Origin of the sequence: Rhodopirellula halodulae (genome assembly GCF_020966775.1) — a bacterium.
GTDB classification, from domain to species: domain Bacteria; phylum Planctomycetota; class Planctomycetia; order Pirellulales; family Pirellulaceae; genus Rhodopirellula; species Rhodopirellula halodulae.
This window is the reverse complement of record NZ_JAJKFV010000002.1, coordinates 565,125-580,753: the sequence shown is the minus strand read 5'-3', so window position 1 is coordinate 580,753 and position 15,629 is coordinate 565,125. Positions and strand designations below refer to the sequence as shown.

Sequence of the window (15,629 nt, the reverse complement as noted above, 5' to 3'; positions counted from 1 at the left end):
AACCCATGCCCATTTCTGCGCGCCCCTGCGCCCGTGCTTCCGTCTCTCAACGATCCGCATTCACCCTGGTCGAACTACTGGTGGTGATTGCCATCATTGGTGTCCTGGTCGGATTGCTTCTTCCTGCGGTTCAATCCGCCCGTGCCGCTGCTCGCCGCATGAGCTGCAGCAACAACATGAAGCAAATCGGGTTGGCACTTCACAATTACCACAGTGCTTTCAAGAAGTTCCCCGAAGGTTCGAGGCTCAGCAACTTCCTCGGCCCATTGACCGCCGCCCTGCCTTTCCTGGAAGAAGCCAACACCTACCAACAATTTGATTTCGGTCGGTCCTATTCGGATCCCATCAACCAAGAGGTGGCGGCTCAGACCATTGCCACCTACCTTTGCCCGTCCATGGTTCTGCCGCGCGAAGTCCCCGCGACGGATTTGGGTGAAACCGGTGGTCCGTCGAGCTATCTCGCCTGTGAAGGAACGGCGGCTTACATGCAAAAAGCCGACGGCATGTTTGGATTGAATTGGCCAGCCTACGGATACGAAAACCCGGCCACTGGTTTCCGCGATCTCACGGACGGAACCAGCAACACCATCGCCTACGGCGAAACGACCTACGACATGAAGGACTACCTTTGGACCAGTCCCGCCAGCGTTGCGGGAACGGTGAAGTGGGGAACGGCTCGCTGGGTGCTGGGCTATCCCAAGGTTTCGCTGGGAACCAGCCAAAAGGAACTGAACGTTCACAACGCCGCCAACAACGGTGGGTTCCAAAGCATGCACGAAGGCGGCGTTTACTTCTTGTTCGGTGATGGCAGCGTTCGTTTCACATCCGAATCCCTGGACCGTGAATTGCTCAACGCTTTGGCGACTCGCAACGGTCACGAAGTGGTGGAGGACGCGCCGTGATTAACCATCTGCAACGCAGTGTTCTTCATCTTGCACCGCGTTCCGGATTGGTGCCGATGGTCGTGTCATGCTGTCTGTTGATTGGTTGTTCTTCCGAAGCGGAGTTCACTCACGTGCCAATCTCTGGCGAGGTGACCCTGCAAAAGAAACCAATTGCCGCCGCGATGATCCGCTTCGTACCGGTCCAAGGCGAACTGGGCCAACACGACAGCGTTACCATGATTACGGAGGGACGGTTTGTTTTTGACGACACCAACGGTCCTTCCCCCGGCGAGCATCACGTCGTCATCACCCCGATTGAACCGGAGATGAACGAAGCGATGCAGGCCATGCAAGAAGGGGATCGAGACCCTCTGAAGTCGAAAACGATTCCCGTGCGTTACCAAAGTACCGGGCAACTTTCAGCCAACGTTTCGCCGTCGGCCAACGAGCCCTTTGTGTTTGAATTGAGCAAGCGTTGAACACGCTTCCCGCCTCCTTTGACCCACCCTTCAACCATTCCATCACCACTATGAAACGTTCCTCCAAACGCAAACTGCTGGCACTCGCTTTGATGCTGGCATCCGCCACCCCGGCTTCGGCTCACTTTCCTTGGCTCGCCACTGATTCGGACGGCAAGGCCGTGATGTGGTTCGGCGAATCCACCGATGACCGAACGTACCCGATGCCGGAAACAGTCCAAAAAATTCAGTTGCTCAGCGGCGACCAATCGATCGCGATGAGCCCCGTCGACGGCAGCGATCTGGTTGGCATTCAAAGCCAAGCCGCCGTTCCCACCGATCACGAAATCGCGGGTTCGATCACTTACGGCTTGTATCACGGAATGAAGCTGACGTATCACGTCGAGCACTTGCCGCAATCCGATCCACAGCAGTGGCCCACCCAGGCTCGCGAAAATGCTTCCTTGCAGTCGGTGATCACCACCGCCGACAACGGTGACTTGCAAGTCCAAGTGCTACACGACGGCAAACCTCTCGCGGAAACCTCGGTGCGGTTGTTCCTCGAAGACGGACACGAAGCCGGTACCGAAACCACCAACAGCGATGGGCAAGTCACCTTTGCCGCGGACTTGATCGAGCCGGGTTTGAATTCCGTCATGGCGGGTGTCACAGCCGAAGGCGTTCAAGGTGAACTGGATGGCAAAGCCTACACCAGCACCGCGGATTACCTCACCGCATCGTTCCGGATCAACAAGCGATCGATGGCGAAAGCCGACAAGGCGGACACCACCCCGAAAGTCATCGACAACAGCGGCGTGACGATCGTTGAATCCGTGCTGCCTGAATTGCCAGAAGAACTGACCAGCTTCGGTGCAGCCTTCGTCAGTGGAACGCTGTATGTCTACGGTGGGCACACCGGCAGCGCCCACTCGTACTCCACCGAAGAGCAATCCAATCGTCTGTGGGCCATCGACACCACCGCCGACAAACCCCAGTGGCAACAGCTCGCCACCGGACCGCGATTGCAAGGTTTGGCGATGGTTGGTCACGACGATTCGCTGATCCGCATCGGCGGCTTCACGGCGGTGAACGACGCGGGAGAAGAACACGATCTGCGATCGCAAACCAGCGTGGCACGATTCGATGCGGCGTCGAAATCTTGGACCGATCTGCCCGCTCTTCCCGAGGGCCGATCTTCGCTCGACGCAGCGGTCTTGAACGACACCGTCTACGTCTTCGGCGGATGGAAACTCGACGGCGAAAGCGACGAGAGCACCTGGCACAAAACCGCTTGGTCGCTGAATCTGTTGGAGCCTCAATCGGGCTGGCAGCCGGTCGCCAATCCGCCGTTCCAACGTCGAGCGATCAGCGTCGCGGCACACGACGGAAAGCTGTACGTGGTTGGCGGCATGCGGTCCGAGGGTGGCCCCACCACGCGAGTCGATGTCTACGACCCGGCCTCGCAAACCTGGTCGCTCGGCCCCGCCCTGCCCGGCTCCGGGATGGCTGGTTTTGGATCCTCCGCGTTCGCCACCGGAGGTCGTCTGTACGTGACGACGCTGGACGGTTTCGTGCATCGTTTGTCGGCCGATGGACAGACCTGGCAAACCGTTTCGCAGGTGGATCCGGCCCGCTTCTTCCACCGCATGATTCCGACTTCACCGACCCAATTGGTGATGCTCGGCGGAGCCAACATGCAGGTCGGAAAGTTCACCTCGGTCGATGCAATTCAGATCGCCGAAGCCGAGTGATGTGAGTCCGCGACACGGCATTTTTTTGCCTGGCGAGTGACCCGTCTCGGGACATTCGCGACGGCGTGAAACAACTCCGTTTGAACACCGCTTCGGCTCTTCACGAGCGGGTTCAGACGGGGCTCCAGCGAGGCCCGTCGGTGATCGATTTGGACCTCGAATTCTTTCCAGCGATCCACTACTTCGAAGTCGATTCGGCGACCCATCTCGCGTAGCCTGACGACGCTTTCTCGACCGGCAACACGACCAACTGAGGCTCGTCGTAGGGATGGTTCTCAGCCAGCCACGTCATCGCTTCGTCGACCTTCGAGGCCAGCGTTTTGACCACCACTCGTAGCTCCGTTTCCGAACACGTTTGACCCTTCCAAACGTAGTGGCTGGTGATCGGTGAATCGATCTGCACGCACGCCGCCAATCGCTGCTCCAACAAGCCTCGTGCAAGCATCTCCGCTTGCTCGTTCGATTCCACCGTCGTCCACAAAACCATCAACGACGGGTCTTTGGACGGACTGGAAACGGACTTTTTTGGAACGTTTTCAAATTCTTTTTTGGCGCTCATGAACCCTCGTTTTCACCCCGAAAACACCTGTGGATAACCTGTCTTTTCACTGTCTGAAGTCTGTCTCAAAATGTCTGACTTTTGACAGCCTCGGACAAGCCACTGTCGGTCCGTGTTCGAAGTACCTCCGATTTCAGACAGATTTGAGACATCCAAACGACAGGTTATCCACATCGCTATCGTGCCTGTTTTCTACGTGATTTGCCGATCCAATCGCGTTTCGAACAATGCTTTGAGACACTCGTCGTCCACGCATTACGACGACGACGGTAGTTAAATTAGTTCTTTTTGATAGCAAACATCCTGGGAAAGACCTTCCTAGTCATCACCCGGTTTTGCAGGGTGTTCGCGGAAGCCCTCGATGCGGACGTTGCGGGGGATGCCAGATCGCATCGATCGCGTTACAACTTGGACCGCCCTGAACGACTCGTTTGAAGCCAAGTCATCCGGGCTCGGCCGGCGGACGTCGGCGTTCCAGCCCGGTCTCTTTTTCCAGTCGCACCGATGAAGATCACCTGCCAACGAGACATCCTCGCCAACGCTTTCGTCCTCGCTGCATCGATCGCTCCGAGTCGGTCGCCGAAGGAGATTTTGCAGAACGTCAAAGTCACCGCGGCGGGTGACAAGATCACGCTGATGGCGACGGACCAAGAGGTGGGAATTCGGTTGGACGTGACCGAAGGGATCGAGGTCGAAACCGAGGGCACCGCCCTGCTGCCCGTCCTGCGAACCGGACCGATTCTGCGCGAGAGCAACGACGAAACGATCACGATCGAAACCGATGAGGCGGGCATCAAAATTTCGGGCAGCCGGAGCAAGTTTCGACTGCCGGGAAACAACCCGGATGAGTTCCCCAGCGTCCACGAATTCGACGAGTCGAAGTACCACCAAATCAGCACTCGCACCTTCCGCGAAATGCTCCGCCGAACCGTCTTCGCGACCGACTCGGAAAGCAGCCGTTACGCACTCGGCGGCGTGTTGTTGGAGATGGAAGAATCCTCCGTCATCGCGGTCGGAACGGACGGTCGACGGCTGGCACGAATGGAAGGCACCGGTGAGTCCGTCGGCGGTCACGCGACCAGCGGGATGACCACGATTGTGCCCACGCGAGCCATCGGATTGATCGAGCGGGCTCTCAGTGAAAAGGACGATCACGTCGAGGTGGCTTCCCGCGGAAACGATCTTTTGATTCGCACGCCACGAGCCGTCATCAGCAGCCGTCTGGTCGAGGGTCGCTATCCAAACTGGCGTCAGGTTTTGCCCCAACGAGAGAACGCGGTTCAGATCGACGTGACGGTCGGACCTCTGTTCGCCGCCCTTCGCCAAGCCGCGATTGTGACCGACTTGGACAGCCGCGGGGTGGACTTCACTTTCGCCGATGGCACGCTGAAGCTGGAAGCCAAAACAGCGGATCTGGGAGAGTCCCAAATTGAGCTTCCGATCGCTTACGACGGCGAGTCAATCACGCTGACGATGGACCATCGTTACCTGGCGGACTTCTGCAAAGTGATGGACAACGAGTCGACCGTGGTGATGGAAATTGAATCCGCGAAATCACCGGCTCTGTTGCAAACCGATGACGGGTACGCCTACGTGATCATGCCCATGGCTCGCGATCGCTGATCGTCATGGGACCGCGTCGCCCCAACCAGCCGCCTCCGAAATTGGTCGAGGAGAAATCCAGCGGCCCGAGGGCGATTGGCAGTCTGATCTCTCAATTGATGAGCCGCCGCGGGTACGCTTCCGTGGGTGCCGAATCGGCACTCACCAGCACCATCCAATCCGCCGTCGATTCACAAATCGCGAATTCGTTCCGAGTCGGCAAACTGCAGCGAGGCGTGTTGATGATCTACGCCGTTGACAGCGTCGTGATGCAGGAGCTGACGTTTCAGAAACGACGGATTTTGAAAAAGCTGGCCAAGGAACACCCGCAGGCCAAGATCAATGATCTGCGGTTCAAAGTTCAAGCGGAATAGTTCCCGCCAATCGTTTTCGCTCGCTTCCGGGCACCAACGGCCGACATGCATGCTTGCCGTTTTGAAATCTGATTGGGTACGTTGATAGCGTTGCCTCGCTCATCAGCCGATTCATTTGGAACTCACCATGCTTTCCGCTCGCGTCATTCCCTGCCTCGATGTTCACGGCGGCCGAGTCGTCAAAGGCACCAACTTTGTCAATCTTCGCGATGCGGGGGATCCGGTCGAGGTGGCTCGTCGCTACGAAGCGGAGGGTGCGGACGAGCTGGTCTTTTTGGACATCACCGCCAGCCACGAGGAACGGGCGATCTTGCTGGACGTGGTTCGGCGAACGGCGGAGCAAGTCTTCATGCCGCTGACCGTCGGTGGTGGCGTTCGAACCGTCGATGATGTGCGAGCGTTGCTGTCCGCCGGATGTGACAAGGTTTCGATCAACTCCTCGGCGGTCACCAATCCGGACTTCATTCGCCAAGCGGCCGATCGATTTGGACGCCAATGCATCGTGGTGAACATCGACCCGAAACGAGTCCAGAAGAACGGCGAGGAATTCTGGGAAGTGCACATCAACGGCGGTCGCAAACCAACCGGATTGCAGGCGGTCGAATGGGCCAAACGCGTCGAGGAGCTGGGAGCGGGTGAAATCGTGCTGACCAGCATGGACGCCGATGGTACCTGCGACGGGTATGACATTCCCATCACGCGAGCGGTCAGCGAAGCGGTGAAGATCCCCGTCGTGGCCAGTGGCGGCGCGGGACATCCGGATCACTTAGTCGAGGCCATTCGCGACGGGAAAGCCGACGCGGTTCTGGCCGCCAGCATTTTTCACTTCGGCACCCACCCCATCGGAGAGACGAAACAGCACATGGCCGCGGCCGGGATTCCGGTCCGCATGCCCGCGGAACCTTTTGCCGCATGATCGGATCTGCAACGGTGCCTTGACCGTCTTGGCGGTGGGAAGGAACATGTCGGTTTGATTTGCCGGAAACCATTTGGTTTCCAACCGTTTTCTTGAGCCGAGTGGTTTCCCGTGTCAGATGTCGTCCCCGTCCGAAACGCATTGATCAGTGTCAGCGACAAGATGGGTCTGACCGATTTTGCAGCTGGACTGTCCGCCGCCGGAGTCACGATCTACAGCACCGGTGGGACGCGAGCCCATTTGGAGCAATCCGGCATCGAAGTCGAAGACGTCGCAGAGTACACGGGGTTTCCCGAGATGCTCAACGGCCGAGTCAAAACCCTGCATCCGCGAATTTTCGCTGGGATTCTGGCTCGGCGTGATTTGGACGATCACATGGATACGATCGCCGATCACGACATCGAACCGTTCGATTTGGTCGTTGTGAATTTGTATCCATTCGCTGCCACCGTCAGTCGTCCGGGTGCGACCCGAGGCGAATGCATCGAACAGATCGACATCGGCGGACCAAGCTTGGTGCGAGCCGCAGCGAAGAATCATGGCGACGTCGCGATCGCCACCAGCCCGGAACAGTACGGCGAGATCCTGGACCAGCTCGAGAACATGGGCGGCACCACGGACGAATTGCGAACCCAATTGGCGGCGGAAGCTTTCGACCACACGGCTGGCTACGACCGAGCCATCGCGGATTACATGCAGGGCGATTCGGTCGGCGGCGAGTTCCCCGCATCGATGCACGTGTCGCTGCGACGCAAAACCCAATTGCGATACGGTGAGAACCCTCACCAGCGCGCCGCTCTGTACACCGATTCGTCGGATCGTTCTGCCAACCTAGTTTCGGCTCGCCAGATCAGCGGTAAGGAACTGTCGTACAACAACCTGTTGGACCTCGACGCGGCACTGGACATCGCTCGCAGTTTCGCCGAACCAGCCGTCTCGGTCATCAAACACAACAACCCGTGCGGTGCCGCCACCGGCGAAACGCTGTCCGATGCGGTCGACAAAGCCATGGCGGGTGACCCACTGTCCGCCTTTGGTTCGGTCATCGGCATGAACCGAACCGTGGACGAAGCCACGGCGGAATTCCTTTGCCAGCCAGGCTTGTTCATCGAAGCCATCGTGGCCCCCGACTTTGAAGCCGGTGCAGTCGGTTTGCTGACCACCAAACCTCGTTGGAAAGACAACGTTCGTTTGATGCAGGTCGGGCGTTTGGACGAAGCAACCCGCCAAATTTCCCGACGATTCATCAGCGGCGGCATGCTGGTTCAAGATGCTGATCGAATGGTCAGCTCACCACTGCAATGGAAAACGGTCACGGAAACCCCCGTCGACGATGACTTGTGGGACGACATCTCTTTCGGTTGGGAAATGGTCCGTCATGTCAAAAGCAACGCGATTGTCTTGGCAAAAGACACCTCGCTGATCGGTGTGGGCGCGGGACAGATGAGCCGCGTGGATAGTGTTGAAATCTCGATCAACAAAGCCGGCGAGCGTTCCGACGGAGCGATCTTGGCGTCGGATGCTTTCTTCCCCTTCCCCGATTCGATCGAAGCCGCCGCCAAAGCCGGTGTGCTGGCGATCATCCAACCCGGCGGTTCGCGTCGTGATGACGAAGTCGTTGCCGCTTGCGATGAACATGAAATCGCAATGGTCTTCACCGGCCGCCGTCACTTCAAACACTGATCGGATCCTTCCCCAGCGATGACCATTCTCGACGACATCCTGGTCAAAACCCGCGACGTCATCGCGCGAGACAAAGCTTCGATCGCCCCGGCTGAACTGTCGGCGGCGGTGAAGGATTTGCCGCCCTGCAAAGACTTTCACGGTTCACTCGCGGCAACCGATCGAGTTCGCTTGATCGCCGAGGTCAAACGAGCCAGCCCGTCCGCGGGATTGATCCGAGAGGACTTTGATCCGCCGACGATCGCTCGCGACTATGAGTCAGGCGGAGCCGCGTGCATCAGCGTTCTCACGGATGAACCGTTCTTTCAAGGTTCGCTCGATTACCTGCGACAGGTCCGTTCCGCGGTGGAGCTTCCGATCCTACGGAAGGACTTCATCGTCGATCCTTATCAACTGTTGCAAGCACGCCAGGCGGGTGCCGATGCGGTGCTTTTGATTGCCGAATGTCTCTCGCCACAGCAACTGATTGAGCTGGACGAACAAGCCTCTGAGTTGGGTCTGCAAACGCTGATCGAACTTTTCGAACCGGAGAACCTGGACGCCGTTCTCGCGACCAAGACTCGTTTGGTGGGAATCAACAATCGAGACCTGCGAACATTCAAGACCGATCTGCAACACTGCGTGCGTCTTGCCACCGACATCCCCAGCGATCGTTTGATTGTCGGCGAAAGCGGGATCCGTACCGCAGACGACGTGGCCGCATTGAAAGCCGGCGGCATCAAAGCCATTCTCGTTGGCGAATCGTTGATGCGGAAACCGGACATTGAAGCCGCCACGCGAGAATTGCTCTCCTGAAGCGATCATCCGTTGTGGCTACTGCTCGGTCGCGATACCAGAGTCAGCACGTAGGGCGATTTCTTAGCGGACTCGTGAAGTCTATCGATCCGCGGCATTAAAAGCAGCTATGATTGGGGCTCCCTCCCAATCCCCTCCCATCTGCTTTCTCATCGTCCGAACCGTGTTGAATCAGCCGTGGTGGATCAGCTGTAGCAAGAAGTTTCTCCTTGTTCGCTGCCGACCCAGTTCGCTGCCGACCCAGTTCGCGACGCAAGCCAGGAACATCACCGGCAGCGACGCCGGTTCCACGCGAGATTCGAGAAGTCAGCTCTCCGGGGATTTTGAATCCTTCCTTCCCCGCACACAGGTGGACTTCATGCGAGCCCGTCCAATCCCTCGTCAAACTTGGCGTCCATCGATCATGTGGTTGGTGATCGCCATGGTGGTTCCGGTGACGCTTGGCGTCTCGATCGCTGACGCCGCACCGACTCGTGATGGCAAACCCAACGTCATTGTGATCTTCACCGATGACCAGGGATACAACGATTTGGGTTGCTTTGGTTCGCCAAATATCAAAACACCCAATGTGGACCGACTCGCTGCCGAGGGCCGCCGTTACACCAGTTTCTATTCGGCCTGTTCGGTTTGTTCGCCCTCACGAGCTGCTTTGCTAACCGGTTGCTATCCAAAACGGGTTGGATTGCATCAACACGTTCTCTTTCCGCAAAGCAAAACCGGTTTGCATCCAGACGAAGTCACCATCGCGGATCATCTGAAATCGGCGGGCTATGCGACAGCTTGTGTCGGCAAATGGCACCTCGGTCATCACAAAGAAACCTTGCCGACGTCCAACGGATTTGATTCGTACTATGGCATTCCTTATTCCAACGACATGAATCATCCGGACAACAAACGCAAGACAAAAATGCGATCGGATGAACTTTGGAAAGATCAATCGACGGCAGTCACAGGTTGGAACACTCCACTCGTGCAGAACGAGGAGATCATTGAACTGCCCGTTGACCAACGCACCATCACACGTCGCTACACCGATCGAGCAATCGAGTTCATCACGGAGAACAAGGACCAACCGTTCTTCCTCTATCTGCCTCATTCCATGCCTCACATCCCACTGTATGTGCCGGAGGATGTTTACGATGCGGATCCGCAAAATGCCTACAAATGCGTGATCGAGCATATCGACGCGGAAGTGGGCCGTTTGGTCGACACAGTCCGTGAGCTGGGTTTGGCGGAAGACACGGTGATCATTTACACCAGCGACAATGGTCCTTGGCTACAGTTCAAAAATCATGGTGGCAGTGCTTTTCCCTTGCGAGCGGGAAAAGGAACCACCTTTGAAGGCGGCCAACGAGTTCCTTGTGTGATGTGGGCGCCGGGACGCATTCCCGCCGGAACGTCAACCAACGCTTTCGCGACCAACATGGATTTGTTGCCAACCATCGCGGCCGTCACGGGAACGCCGTTGACGTCCGATCGACAAGTCGACGGTGTCGACCTGACTCCAACGTTCACCTCGGATGATTCACCACGCAAAGAGTTCGTCTACTACTCAGCGCATGGGGCATTGGAAGGAATTCGGATGGGTGATTGGAAGTACATGCGGAAAGTCCCCCGTGCGTTGAAAAACAAAAAGGGCACGCCGCAGAAGCCTCAAATTTTTCTGTTCAATTTGGCAGATGACCTCGAAGAGCAGACCAACTTAGCATCCGATGACCCAGAACGTGTGAAGCAAATGCAGGCACGAATGGAGGAACTGGATCGGGAGATCACCCAAAACGCTCGTCCCGTTTGGCGAAAGAAGGCGGACTCATGAAGAACTTCAAACCCAATTTCTGGATCGCTTTGTTAATTGGGATCCTGGGACCATCGAGTGCAATCGCAAAAGACGCGACGAATTTTGTTTTCATCATCGCCGACGATTGCACCTTTCGTGATTTGGGATGCTACGGCGGACAAGCCCATACCCCTCGAATCGATGCCTTGGCAGAAGAAGGCATGCGTTTCACCCGATGCTTTCAATCGGTCGCGATGTGTTCCCCCACGCGGCACAGCATCTATTGTGGTCAGTACCCGGTAAAAACCGGTGCGTATCCCAATCACACCTTCGTGCCCGATGGAACCAGCAGCGTTGTTCAATTCTTGAAACCGCTCGGTTACCGGGTCGCACACAGTGGCAAGGGACATATCGGCCCGCCCTCGGTCTTTTCGTGGGAGCGTTTGCCCGGAAAATCCAATCCAGATTTCGCGGCCGTGGACGAGTTTCTGGATGAATGTGGTGAGCAGGAACAGCCGTTTTGTTTGTTTCTGTGTTCCAACGAACCTCATACTCCTTGGAACAAAGGGGATGCCTCCCGCTACAACGCCGCGGACGTAGTATTGCCGCCATATCTGGCGGATACACCCGAGACCCGTGAAGGAATGACCCGGTATTTGGCCGAGATCACCTATTTCGACTCGCAGGTTGGACAAGCCATTGATCTTCTGGATCAGCACCAACTTGCCGACAACACCCTGCTGATCGTGGTCAGCGAACAAGGCAACTCCATGCCATTCGCCAAGTGGACCTGCTACGACAGCGGACTTCAGTCGGGATGCATCGTTCGTTGGCCGGGGCACGTCGAAGCCGGATCGATCAATCCAGCGATGATGGAATACATCGACTTCCTTCCGACTTGGATCGAGATCGCGGGCGGTGACTTAGAATCCGGTCCGGCAACCAAGCTGGATGGAAAGAGTCTTTTGCCAGTGCTAGCGGGCGAACAGACGCACAAGTCGCTGGTCTTTGGTGAGATGACCACTCGAGGAATCAACAGCGGGTCGGACCACTATGGGATCCGCAGCGTGCGTTCCGACCGCTACAAGTACATTTGGAACTTCACCCCAGAAGTCACTTTCCAAAACGCTTGCACAGAATCCAAAGAATTCAGGAGTTGGATCAAAGCGGCCAATGCGGGAGACACCCGGGCAGCGGAGTTGGTGAGTCGCTATCAACATCGTCCCGAGATCGAATTCTACGACCTACAGAAAGATCCGTTGGAACTGAACAATCTGGCCACGGATCCGCAATACGAAGCAACCATGACATCGCTCCGCAAGGAACTGGACGATTGGATGCAATACTGCGGCGACCAAGGCCAAGCCACCGAAATGGACGCTCTCAACCACATGAAACGAGGCCAGAAACCCAAAAAGAAAACGAACAAGCAGAAGAGGTCAGTCGGCGACTGATACCTTTTGAGCTTCCGATTCAAGTTGATCGTAATAGCGACGTGAGATTCGGTGAAAGGCGAGACCCTGCCACTCCGCCGCTTGGCGAGCCGGAATCAATCCAATGATGTTGGGTTCGTCATACAGCGAATGCAACGTGCTTTCGATCAACGGGTCGGGTGCATCTTCGCGGCAGACCAGGAATGACGTTGTGCCGACGGTATGCACTCCCGTCGGCGGAAGAGACGCTCCCGGGTAGGCCTGGGCTTTGATGGTCATTGCATGAAGCGTTGGATGCTGGAGGGCAATCGAAACGCCATCGGGAAGTGGAAGCAGATGCCATTGTCGCTCTGACAACATGTGTTGGACCAGATCACTGCCCACACCGATGCAAATGATGGCCGCGTCGGCGGAAACTGTTGGGTCTGTTTCCTGAAGCGTTTGCCACGGCATCTCGATGCGAGGCGAGATCGTTTCGGATAGCTCCAATGACTCCAACACCATTTCAGCAGCGCGCCTTGATCCACTACCGTGCGGCCCCACGGCGATGCTTTGTCCGGCAAGGTCCTCCACCGAATCAATGCCACTGTCTTCGCGAATGATGACATGGACCGCTTCATAAAACAGTGGCGCGACAACACGCAGGGTTTCGCCGTTGACCGCGGTGGCTTGGATGGGTGCCAAATCGAATTCACCCGCGAGAAGTCGCTCTCGATTGTCCCAGGTGCCATTGGTGGAGACGACTTCGCAGGGCACGGACGTTTGTGACTGAAGAGTCTGTGAAAGTTGCTCCGAGGCTCGCGTGTACAAACCGCCCGGCAATCCGCCGGCGATTCGAACCCGTGCGGGCATCGCGTTGTTGACGCTTTCCTGCCAGATCACACCACCAACCAGCAACAACGGAATGACGAAGGATGCCGCCAGCACACCGTTTTGAAACCTTCGTTGTCCGAGCGGTGTGTCGGATGTTTGACGACCCGCGATCGCCGCGACGATGGGAACTTGTGCGAACCAGTCTGCGACCTTGCGAGCGCGACTCCGCGATCGTGCGTGGATGGATTGTCCTTGCAGGTATCGTTGCAGATCATCGGCCAAATGTTTGGCTGTTTTGTAGCGATCCTTGGGCTGTTTCTCCAAACACTTCGCGACGATGACTTCCAGATCCGAATCCGCATCCGCACACACGGAGCGGAGGTTTGGCGCGGGTTGGTGAGCCACCTTCAACAAGGTTTGCATCACGGTATCGCCAACAATGGGTGGTCGAGACGTGACCGCGGCGAACAAAATCGCACCAAGCGAATAGATGTCGCTGTGATGGGTCACTCGGTCGCTGTGTCCGAGAGCTTGTTCCGGGGCCATGTAATGCGGTGTTCCAACGGCAGCACCGCTTCCCGTCACGCTGCTATCGGCGTCGGTATGTTTGGCCAGACCAAAATCAGTGACGTGGACTTGATCCGAGTGATCGATCAGCACGTTGCCAGGCTTAAGATCACGGTGCAAAACGCCTCGGCTGTGAGCATGATGAATGGCCATGGCAACATCGCGAACAACTTCAGCGGCTCGTTTCGCTTCCAAAGGACCTTTGGAAATCACCTTTTGAAGATCTTCGCCTTCGACATACTGCATCGAAAAGAAGTGGTGACCGGCACGTCGGCCGAACTGGTGCACCGCAACGATGTTGGGGTGACGAAGCTTGGCTGCCGCTTTCGCTTCGGTGTAAAAGCGTTTGACCTCATCTTGTCCGGCCAAGATTCCACTGCGAATCATTTTCACAGCGACCAAACGATCCAGCTCGCGTTGTTTGGCGAGGTAGACCACACCCATGCCACCAACGCCCAATACCTTCAGCAGTTGATAGTCGCCCAAATCAAACGGCAACGATGGGCCGGTGTCGCCTTGAGAGCGATTGGACATCGGCAGAGTGATGTTGGGATCGACGTCGGACACGTCACCCGAGAATTCCTGATTCAAGGGAGAACCAACGCCAATCGTGTCGGCCAGATCACTGCGTGGGTCCAACTGGCTGGCCGTCGACGGCAGGCCTTCTTCTTTGGGAACTTCCAAATCCGATGGCAAGGTGATTGGGTTTGCCCAAGGATCAGATGATCCGTCCGTGGGACCGCCCGACAGTGAGAATGTGCCAATCAAATCCGCAGCATCCATCAGCTCACGAAGTTGATCCGCATGTTCGGGATGTTGACGCAAAAAGTCCTCTCGTGACGTGATCTCTCCCGTGTCACACGCCGACAAATACAAAGCGAAGATCTCATCCAAATCGTCTTCGTTGGACTGGGTCATCAGGTCTTCCACCAAGGACTGCTATCGGTGTCCAAAATGGTTCGAAGCTTCTTCAAACCTCGTTTGAGCAAACCTGCGACGGCGGTTTCGCTCTTGTCCATTCGATCGACGATTTCCTTCAACGAAAGTCCTTCCATGTAGCGAAGCCGGATTGCTTCCGCTTGTGTCTCAGGCAACTCATGCAAGGCCTGCATCATCGCGCCAACTGCTTCGCGTCGAACCGCGACGCCGCTGGGACTCGTCTTGGCCCCCGGCATTTGGGCGATCCAGTTTTCAGGAGAGCTTCCTTCGCCACCACCGCCACCAGCGTGCACCTCTTTCTTTGTCGAGCGCTTTTGCGTCATCACGTGATGAGCGACGGCGGAGGCAACATTGTTCTTCAACATGCCTCGCAACCAGCCCGCGAATTCGCCCGCGGATTCACCTCGAAAAGAATGCAGATCGCGTTTGGCTTCCAAGAATGTCACCTGGACCAGATCCGCCGGATCGATTCGTCGTCGCAACTGGTCGCTCAAGTAGCGATGAGCCAGCATCAACAAGTAACCACGATAGCGCAACATCAATTTGCCCAACGCTTCGTTGTCACCGCGTTTCGATGCGACGACCAACGCGGTGGTGGTATTTGATGAAGACGAGTTGGGTGACGAATCGTTCAACACAAATCTCTCGGGCAATGGAGGCTGGTTTAGTTTAGTCCAGTTTGGGAATCAATTTGATTGCCCGACTTGTTGAAGTGCGTGAAAGAACACATGAATCCCATCTCACGTTGGCTTCAGTCATTGCCCATTCGGTGCGATGTTGCGTCAATCGTGGCGATTTTCGTGTTTCGTAAGGTGATGGCTCGCAAACACTTAGGTCAAACGGATTCGCCGGGAAAACCGATGGAAAGTGGTGACCAAGAACGTCGCTGAGCAGAGGTGCTTGCTTGGATCGCCAGGTACCGTTTGCTACAGTGCTCGGTCGGAACTTCGCCAAGAATTCCGAACCTTCCCGCCTTCACCCTTCACGGAACGAGCCTCATGCTTCGTCGACTTCGTATCCTGCCCTCCTTCGCTTCTGCTCGACCGATCTTGGCAATAGCACAACGAATTGCAGCAAC

At 56.7% G+C, this 15,629-nt stretch carries 14 protein-coding genes; 11 read left to right on the top strand and 3 right to left on the bottom strand.

Features of this window, described 5'->3' with window-relative positions:
• Nucleotides 1-5: 5 nt before the first annotated feature.
• The 3 genes from LOC70_RS03085 to LOC70_RS03075 are packed head-to-tail and all read left to right on the top strand — an operon-like array spanning nt 6 to nt 3,093.
• Nucleotides 6-902 carry a DUF1559 domain-containing protein gene (locus LOC70_RS03085; RefSeq protein WP_230251752.1) on the top strand — a complete coding sequence of 299 codons (897 nt, stop codon included), beginning with the start codon at nt 6-8 and terminating at the stop codon, nt 900-902.
• Nucleotides 899-1,363, top strand: a complete 465-nt coding sequence (locus LOC70_RS03080; protein WP_230251751.1) for a hypothetical protein — start codon at nt 899-901, stop codon at nt 1,361-1,363. The genes LOC70_RS03085 and LOC70_RS03080 overlap by 4 nt, the downstream gene beginning before the upstream one ends.
• A 50-nt stretch (nt 1,364-1,413) precedes the next feature.
• Nucleotides 1,414-3,093 (top strand): Kelch repeat-containing protein, encoded by a 1,680-nt coding sequence (locus tag LOC70_RS03075; RefSeq protein ID WP_230251750.1) that lies wholly within the window; start codon nt 1,414-1,416, stop codon nt 3,091-3,093.
• A 178-nt stretch (nt 3,094-3,271) separates the two neighbouring features.
• Here LOC70_RS03075 and cutA read toward each other — a convergent pair whose 3' ends face one another.
• Nucleotides 3,272-3,652 (bottom strand): divalent-cation tolerance protein CutA, encoded by a 381-nt coding sequence (gene cutA / locus LOC70_RS03070; protein WP_230251749.1) that lies wholly within the window; start codon nt 3,650-3,652, stop codon nt 3,272-3,274.
• A 504-nt stretch (nt 3,653-4,156) separates the two neighbouring features.
• On the opposite strand from cutA, the gene dnaN reads away from it, so the two are divergent.
• The 7 genes from dnaN to LOC70_RS03035 all read left to right on the top strand — a co-directional run bounded on the left by dnaN (nt 4,157) and on the right by LOC70_RS03035 (nt 12,253).
• On the top strand, nt 4,157-5,275 hold the full coding sequence (gene dnaN, locus LOC70_RS03065) for a DNA polymerase III subunit beta (protein WP_230251748.1): 1,119 nt from the start codon (nt 4,157-4,159) through the stop codon (nt 5,273-5,275).
• A 5-nt stretch (nt 5,276-5,280) separates the two neighbouring features.
• Complete coding sequence (locus LOC70_RS03060; protein ID WP_230251747.1) at nt 5,281-5,628, top strand: DUF721 domain-containing protein; 348 nt, start codon at nt 5,281-5,283, stop codon at nt 5,626-5,628.
• Between the two features lie 127 nt (nt 5,629-5,755).
• On the top strand, nt 5,756-6,544 hold the full coding sequence (gene hisF / locus LOC70_RS03055; RefSeq protein ID WP_230251746.1) for an imidazole glycerol phosphate synthase subunit HisF: 789 nt from the start codon (nt 5,756-5,758) through the stop codon (nt 6,542-6,544).
• Nucleotides 6,545-6,655: 111 nt separating this feature from the next.
• Nucleotides 6,656-8,227, top strand: a complete 1,572-nt coding sequence (gene purH / locus LOC70_RS03050) for a bifunctional phosphoribosylaminoimidazolecarboxamide formyltransferase/IMP cyclohydrolase (RefSeq protein ID WP_315857187.1) — start codon at nt 6,656-6,658, stop codon at nt 8,225-8,227.
• Between the two features lie 18 nt (nt 8,228-8,245).
• Nucleotides 8,246-9,022, top strand: a complete 777-nt coding sequence (gene trpC, locus LOC70_RS03045) for an indole-3-glycerol phosphate synthase TrpC (protein ID WP_230251745.1) — start codon at nt 8,246-8,248, stop codon at nt 9,020-9,022.
• Nucleotides 9,023-9,443: 421 nt separating this feature from the next.
• The gene (locus LOC70_RS03040; RefSeq protein WP_230251898.1) at nt 9,444-10,838 is read left to right on the top strand and encodes a sulfatase family protein; all 1,395 of its coding nucleotides are present in this window, start codon (nt 9,444-9,446) and stop codon (nt 10,836-10,838) included.
• The gene (locus LOC70_RS03035) at nt 10,835-12,253 is read left to right on the top strand and encodes a sulfatase family protein (RefSeq protein WP_230251744.1); all 1,419 of its coding nucleotides are present in this window, start codon (nt 10,835-10,837) and stop codon (nt 12,251-12,253) included. The genes LOC70_RS03040 and LOC70_RS03035 overlap by 4 nt, the downstream gene beginning before the upstream one ends.
• Here the strand turns inward: LOC70_RS03035 and LOC70_RS03030 are convergent.
• Both LOC70_RS03030 and LOC70_RS03025 read right to left on the bottom strand, forming a co-directional pair.
• The gene (locus LOC70_RS03030) at nt 12,239-14,545 is read right to left on the bottom strand and encodes a serine/threonine-protein kinase (protein ID WP_230251743.1); all 2,307 of its coding nucleotides are present in this window, start codon (nt 14,543-14,545) and stop codon (nt 12,239-12,241) included. The genes LOC70_RS03035 and LOC70_RS03030 overlap by 15 nt on opposite strands.
• Nucleotides 14,530-15,186, bottom strand: coding sequence for a sigma-70 family RNA polymerase sigma factor (locus tag LOC70_RS03025; RefSeq protein WP_255712575.1), 657 nt, complete (start codon nt 15,184-15,186; stop codon nt 14,530-14,532). The genes LOC70_RS03030 and LOC70_RS03025 overlap by 16 nt, the downstream gene beginning before the upstream one ends.
• A gap of 93 nt (nt 15,187-15,279) precedes the next feature.
• Here LOC70_RS03025 and LOC70_RS03020 point away from each other — a divergent pair, with 93 nt between their 5' ends.
• Nucleotides 15,280-15,441, top strand: coding sequence for a hypothetical protein (locus LOC70_RS03020; protein WP_230251741.1), 162 nt, complete (start codon nt 15,280-15,282; stop codon nt 15,439-15,441).
• Nucleotides 15,442-15,629: the final 188 nt, after the last annotated feature.

Coding starts and splice junctions, on each gene's coding strand:
- LOC70_RS03085 (WP_230251752.1), top strand. CDS start 6: ATGCCCATTTCTGCGCGCCCCTGCGCCCGTGCTTCCGTCTCTCAACGA.
- LOC70_RS03075 (WP_230251750.1), top strand. CDS start 1,414: ATGAAACGTTCCTCCAAACGCAAACTGCTGGCACTCGCTTTGATGCTG.
- cutA (WP_230251749.1), bottom strand. CDS start 3,652: ATGAGCGCCAAAAAAGAATTTGAAAACGTTCCAAAAAAGTCCGTTTCC.
- dnaN (WP_230251748.1), top strand. CDS start 4,157: ATGAAGATCACCTGCCAACGAGACATCCTCGCCAACGCTTTCGTCCTC.
- LOC70_RS03060 (WP_230251747.1), top strand. CDS start 5,281: ATGGGACCGCGTCGCCCCAACCAGCCGCCTCCGAAATTGGTCGAGGAG.
- hisF (WP_230251746.1), top strand. CDS start 5,756: ATGCTTTCCGCTCGCGTCATTCCCTGCCTCGATGTTCACGGCGGCCGA.
- trpC (WP_230251745.1), top strand. CDS start 8,246: ATGACCATTCTCGACGACATCCTGGTCAAAACCCGCGACGTCATCGCG.
- LOC70_RS03040 (WP_230251898.1), top strand. CDS start 9,444: ATGGTGGTTCCGGTGACGCTTGGCGTCTCGATCGCTGACGCCGCACCG.
- LOC70_RS03035 (WP_230251744.1), top strand. CDS start 10,835: ATGAAGAACTTCAAACCCAATTTCTGGATCGCTTTGTTAATTGGGATC.
- LOC70_RS03020 (WP_230251741.1), top strand. CDS start 15,280: ATGAATCCCATCTCACGTTGGCTTCAGTCATTGCCCATTCGGTGCGAT.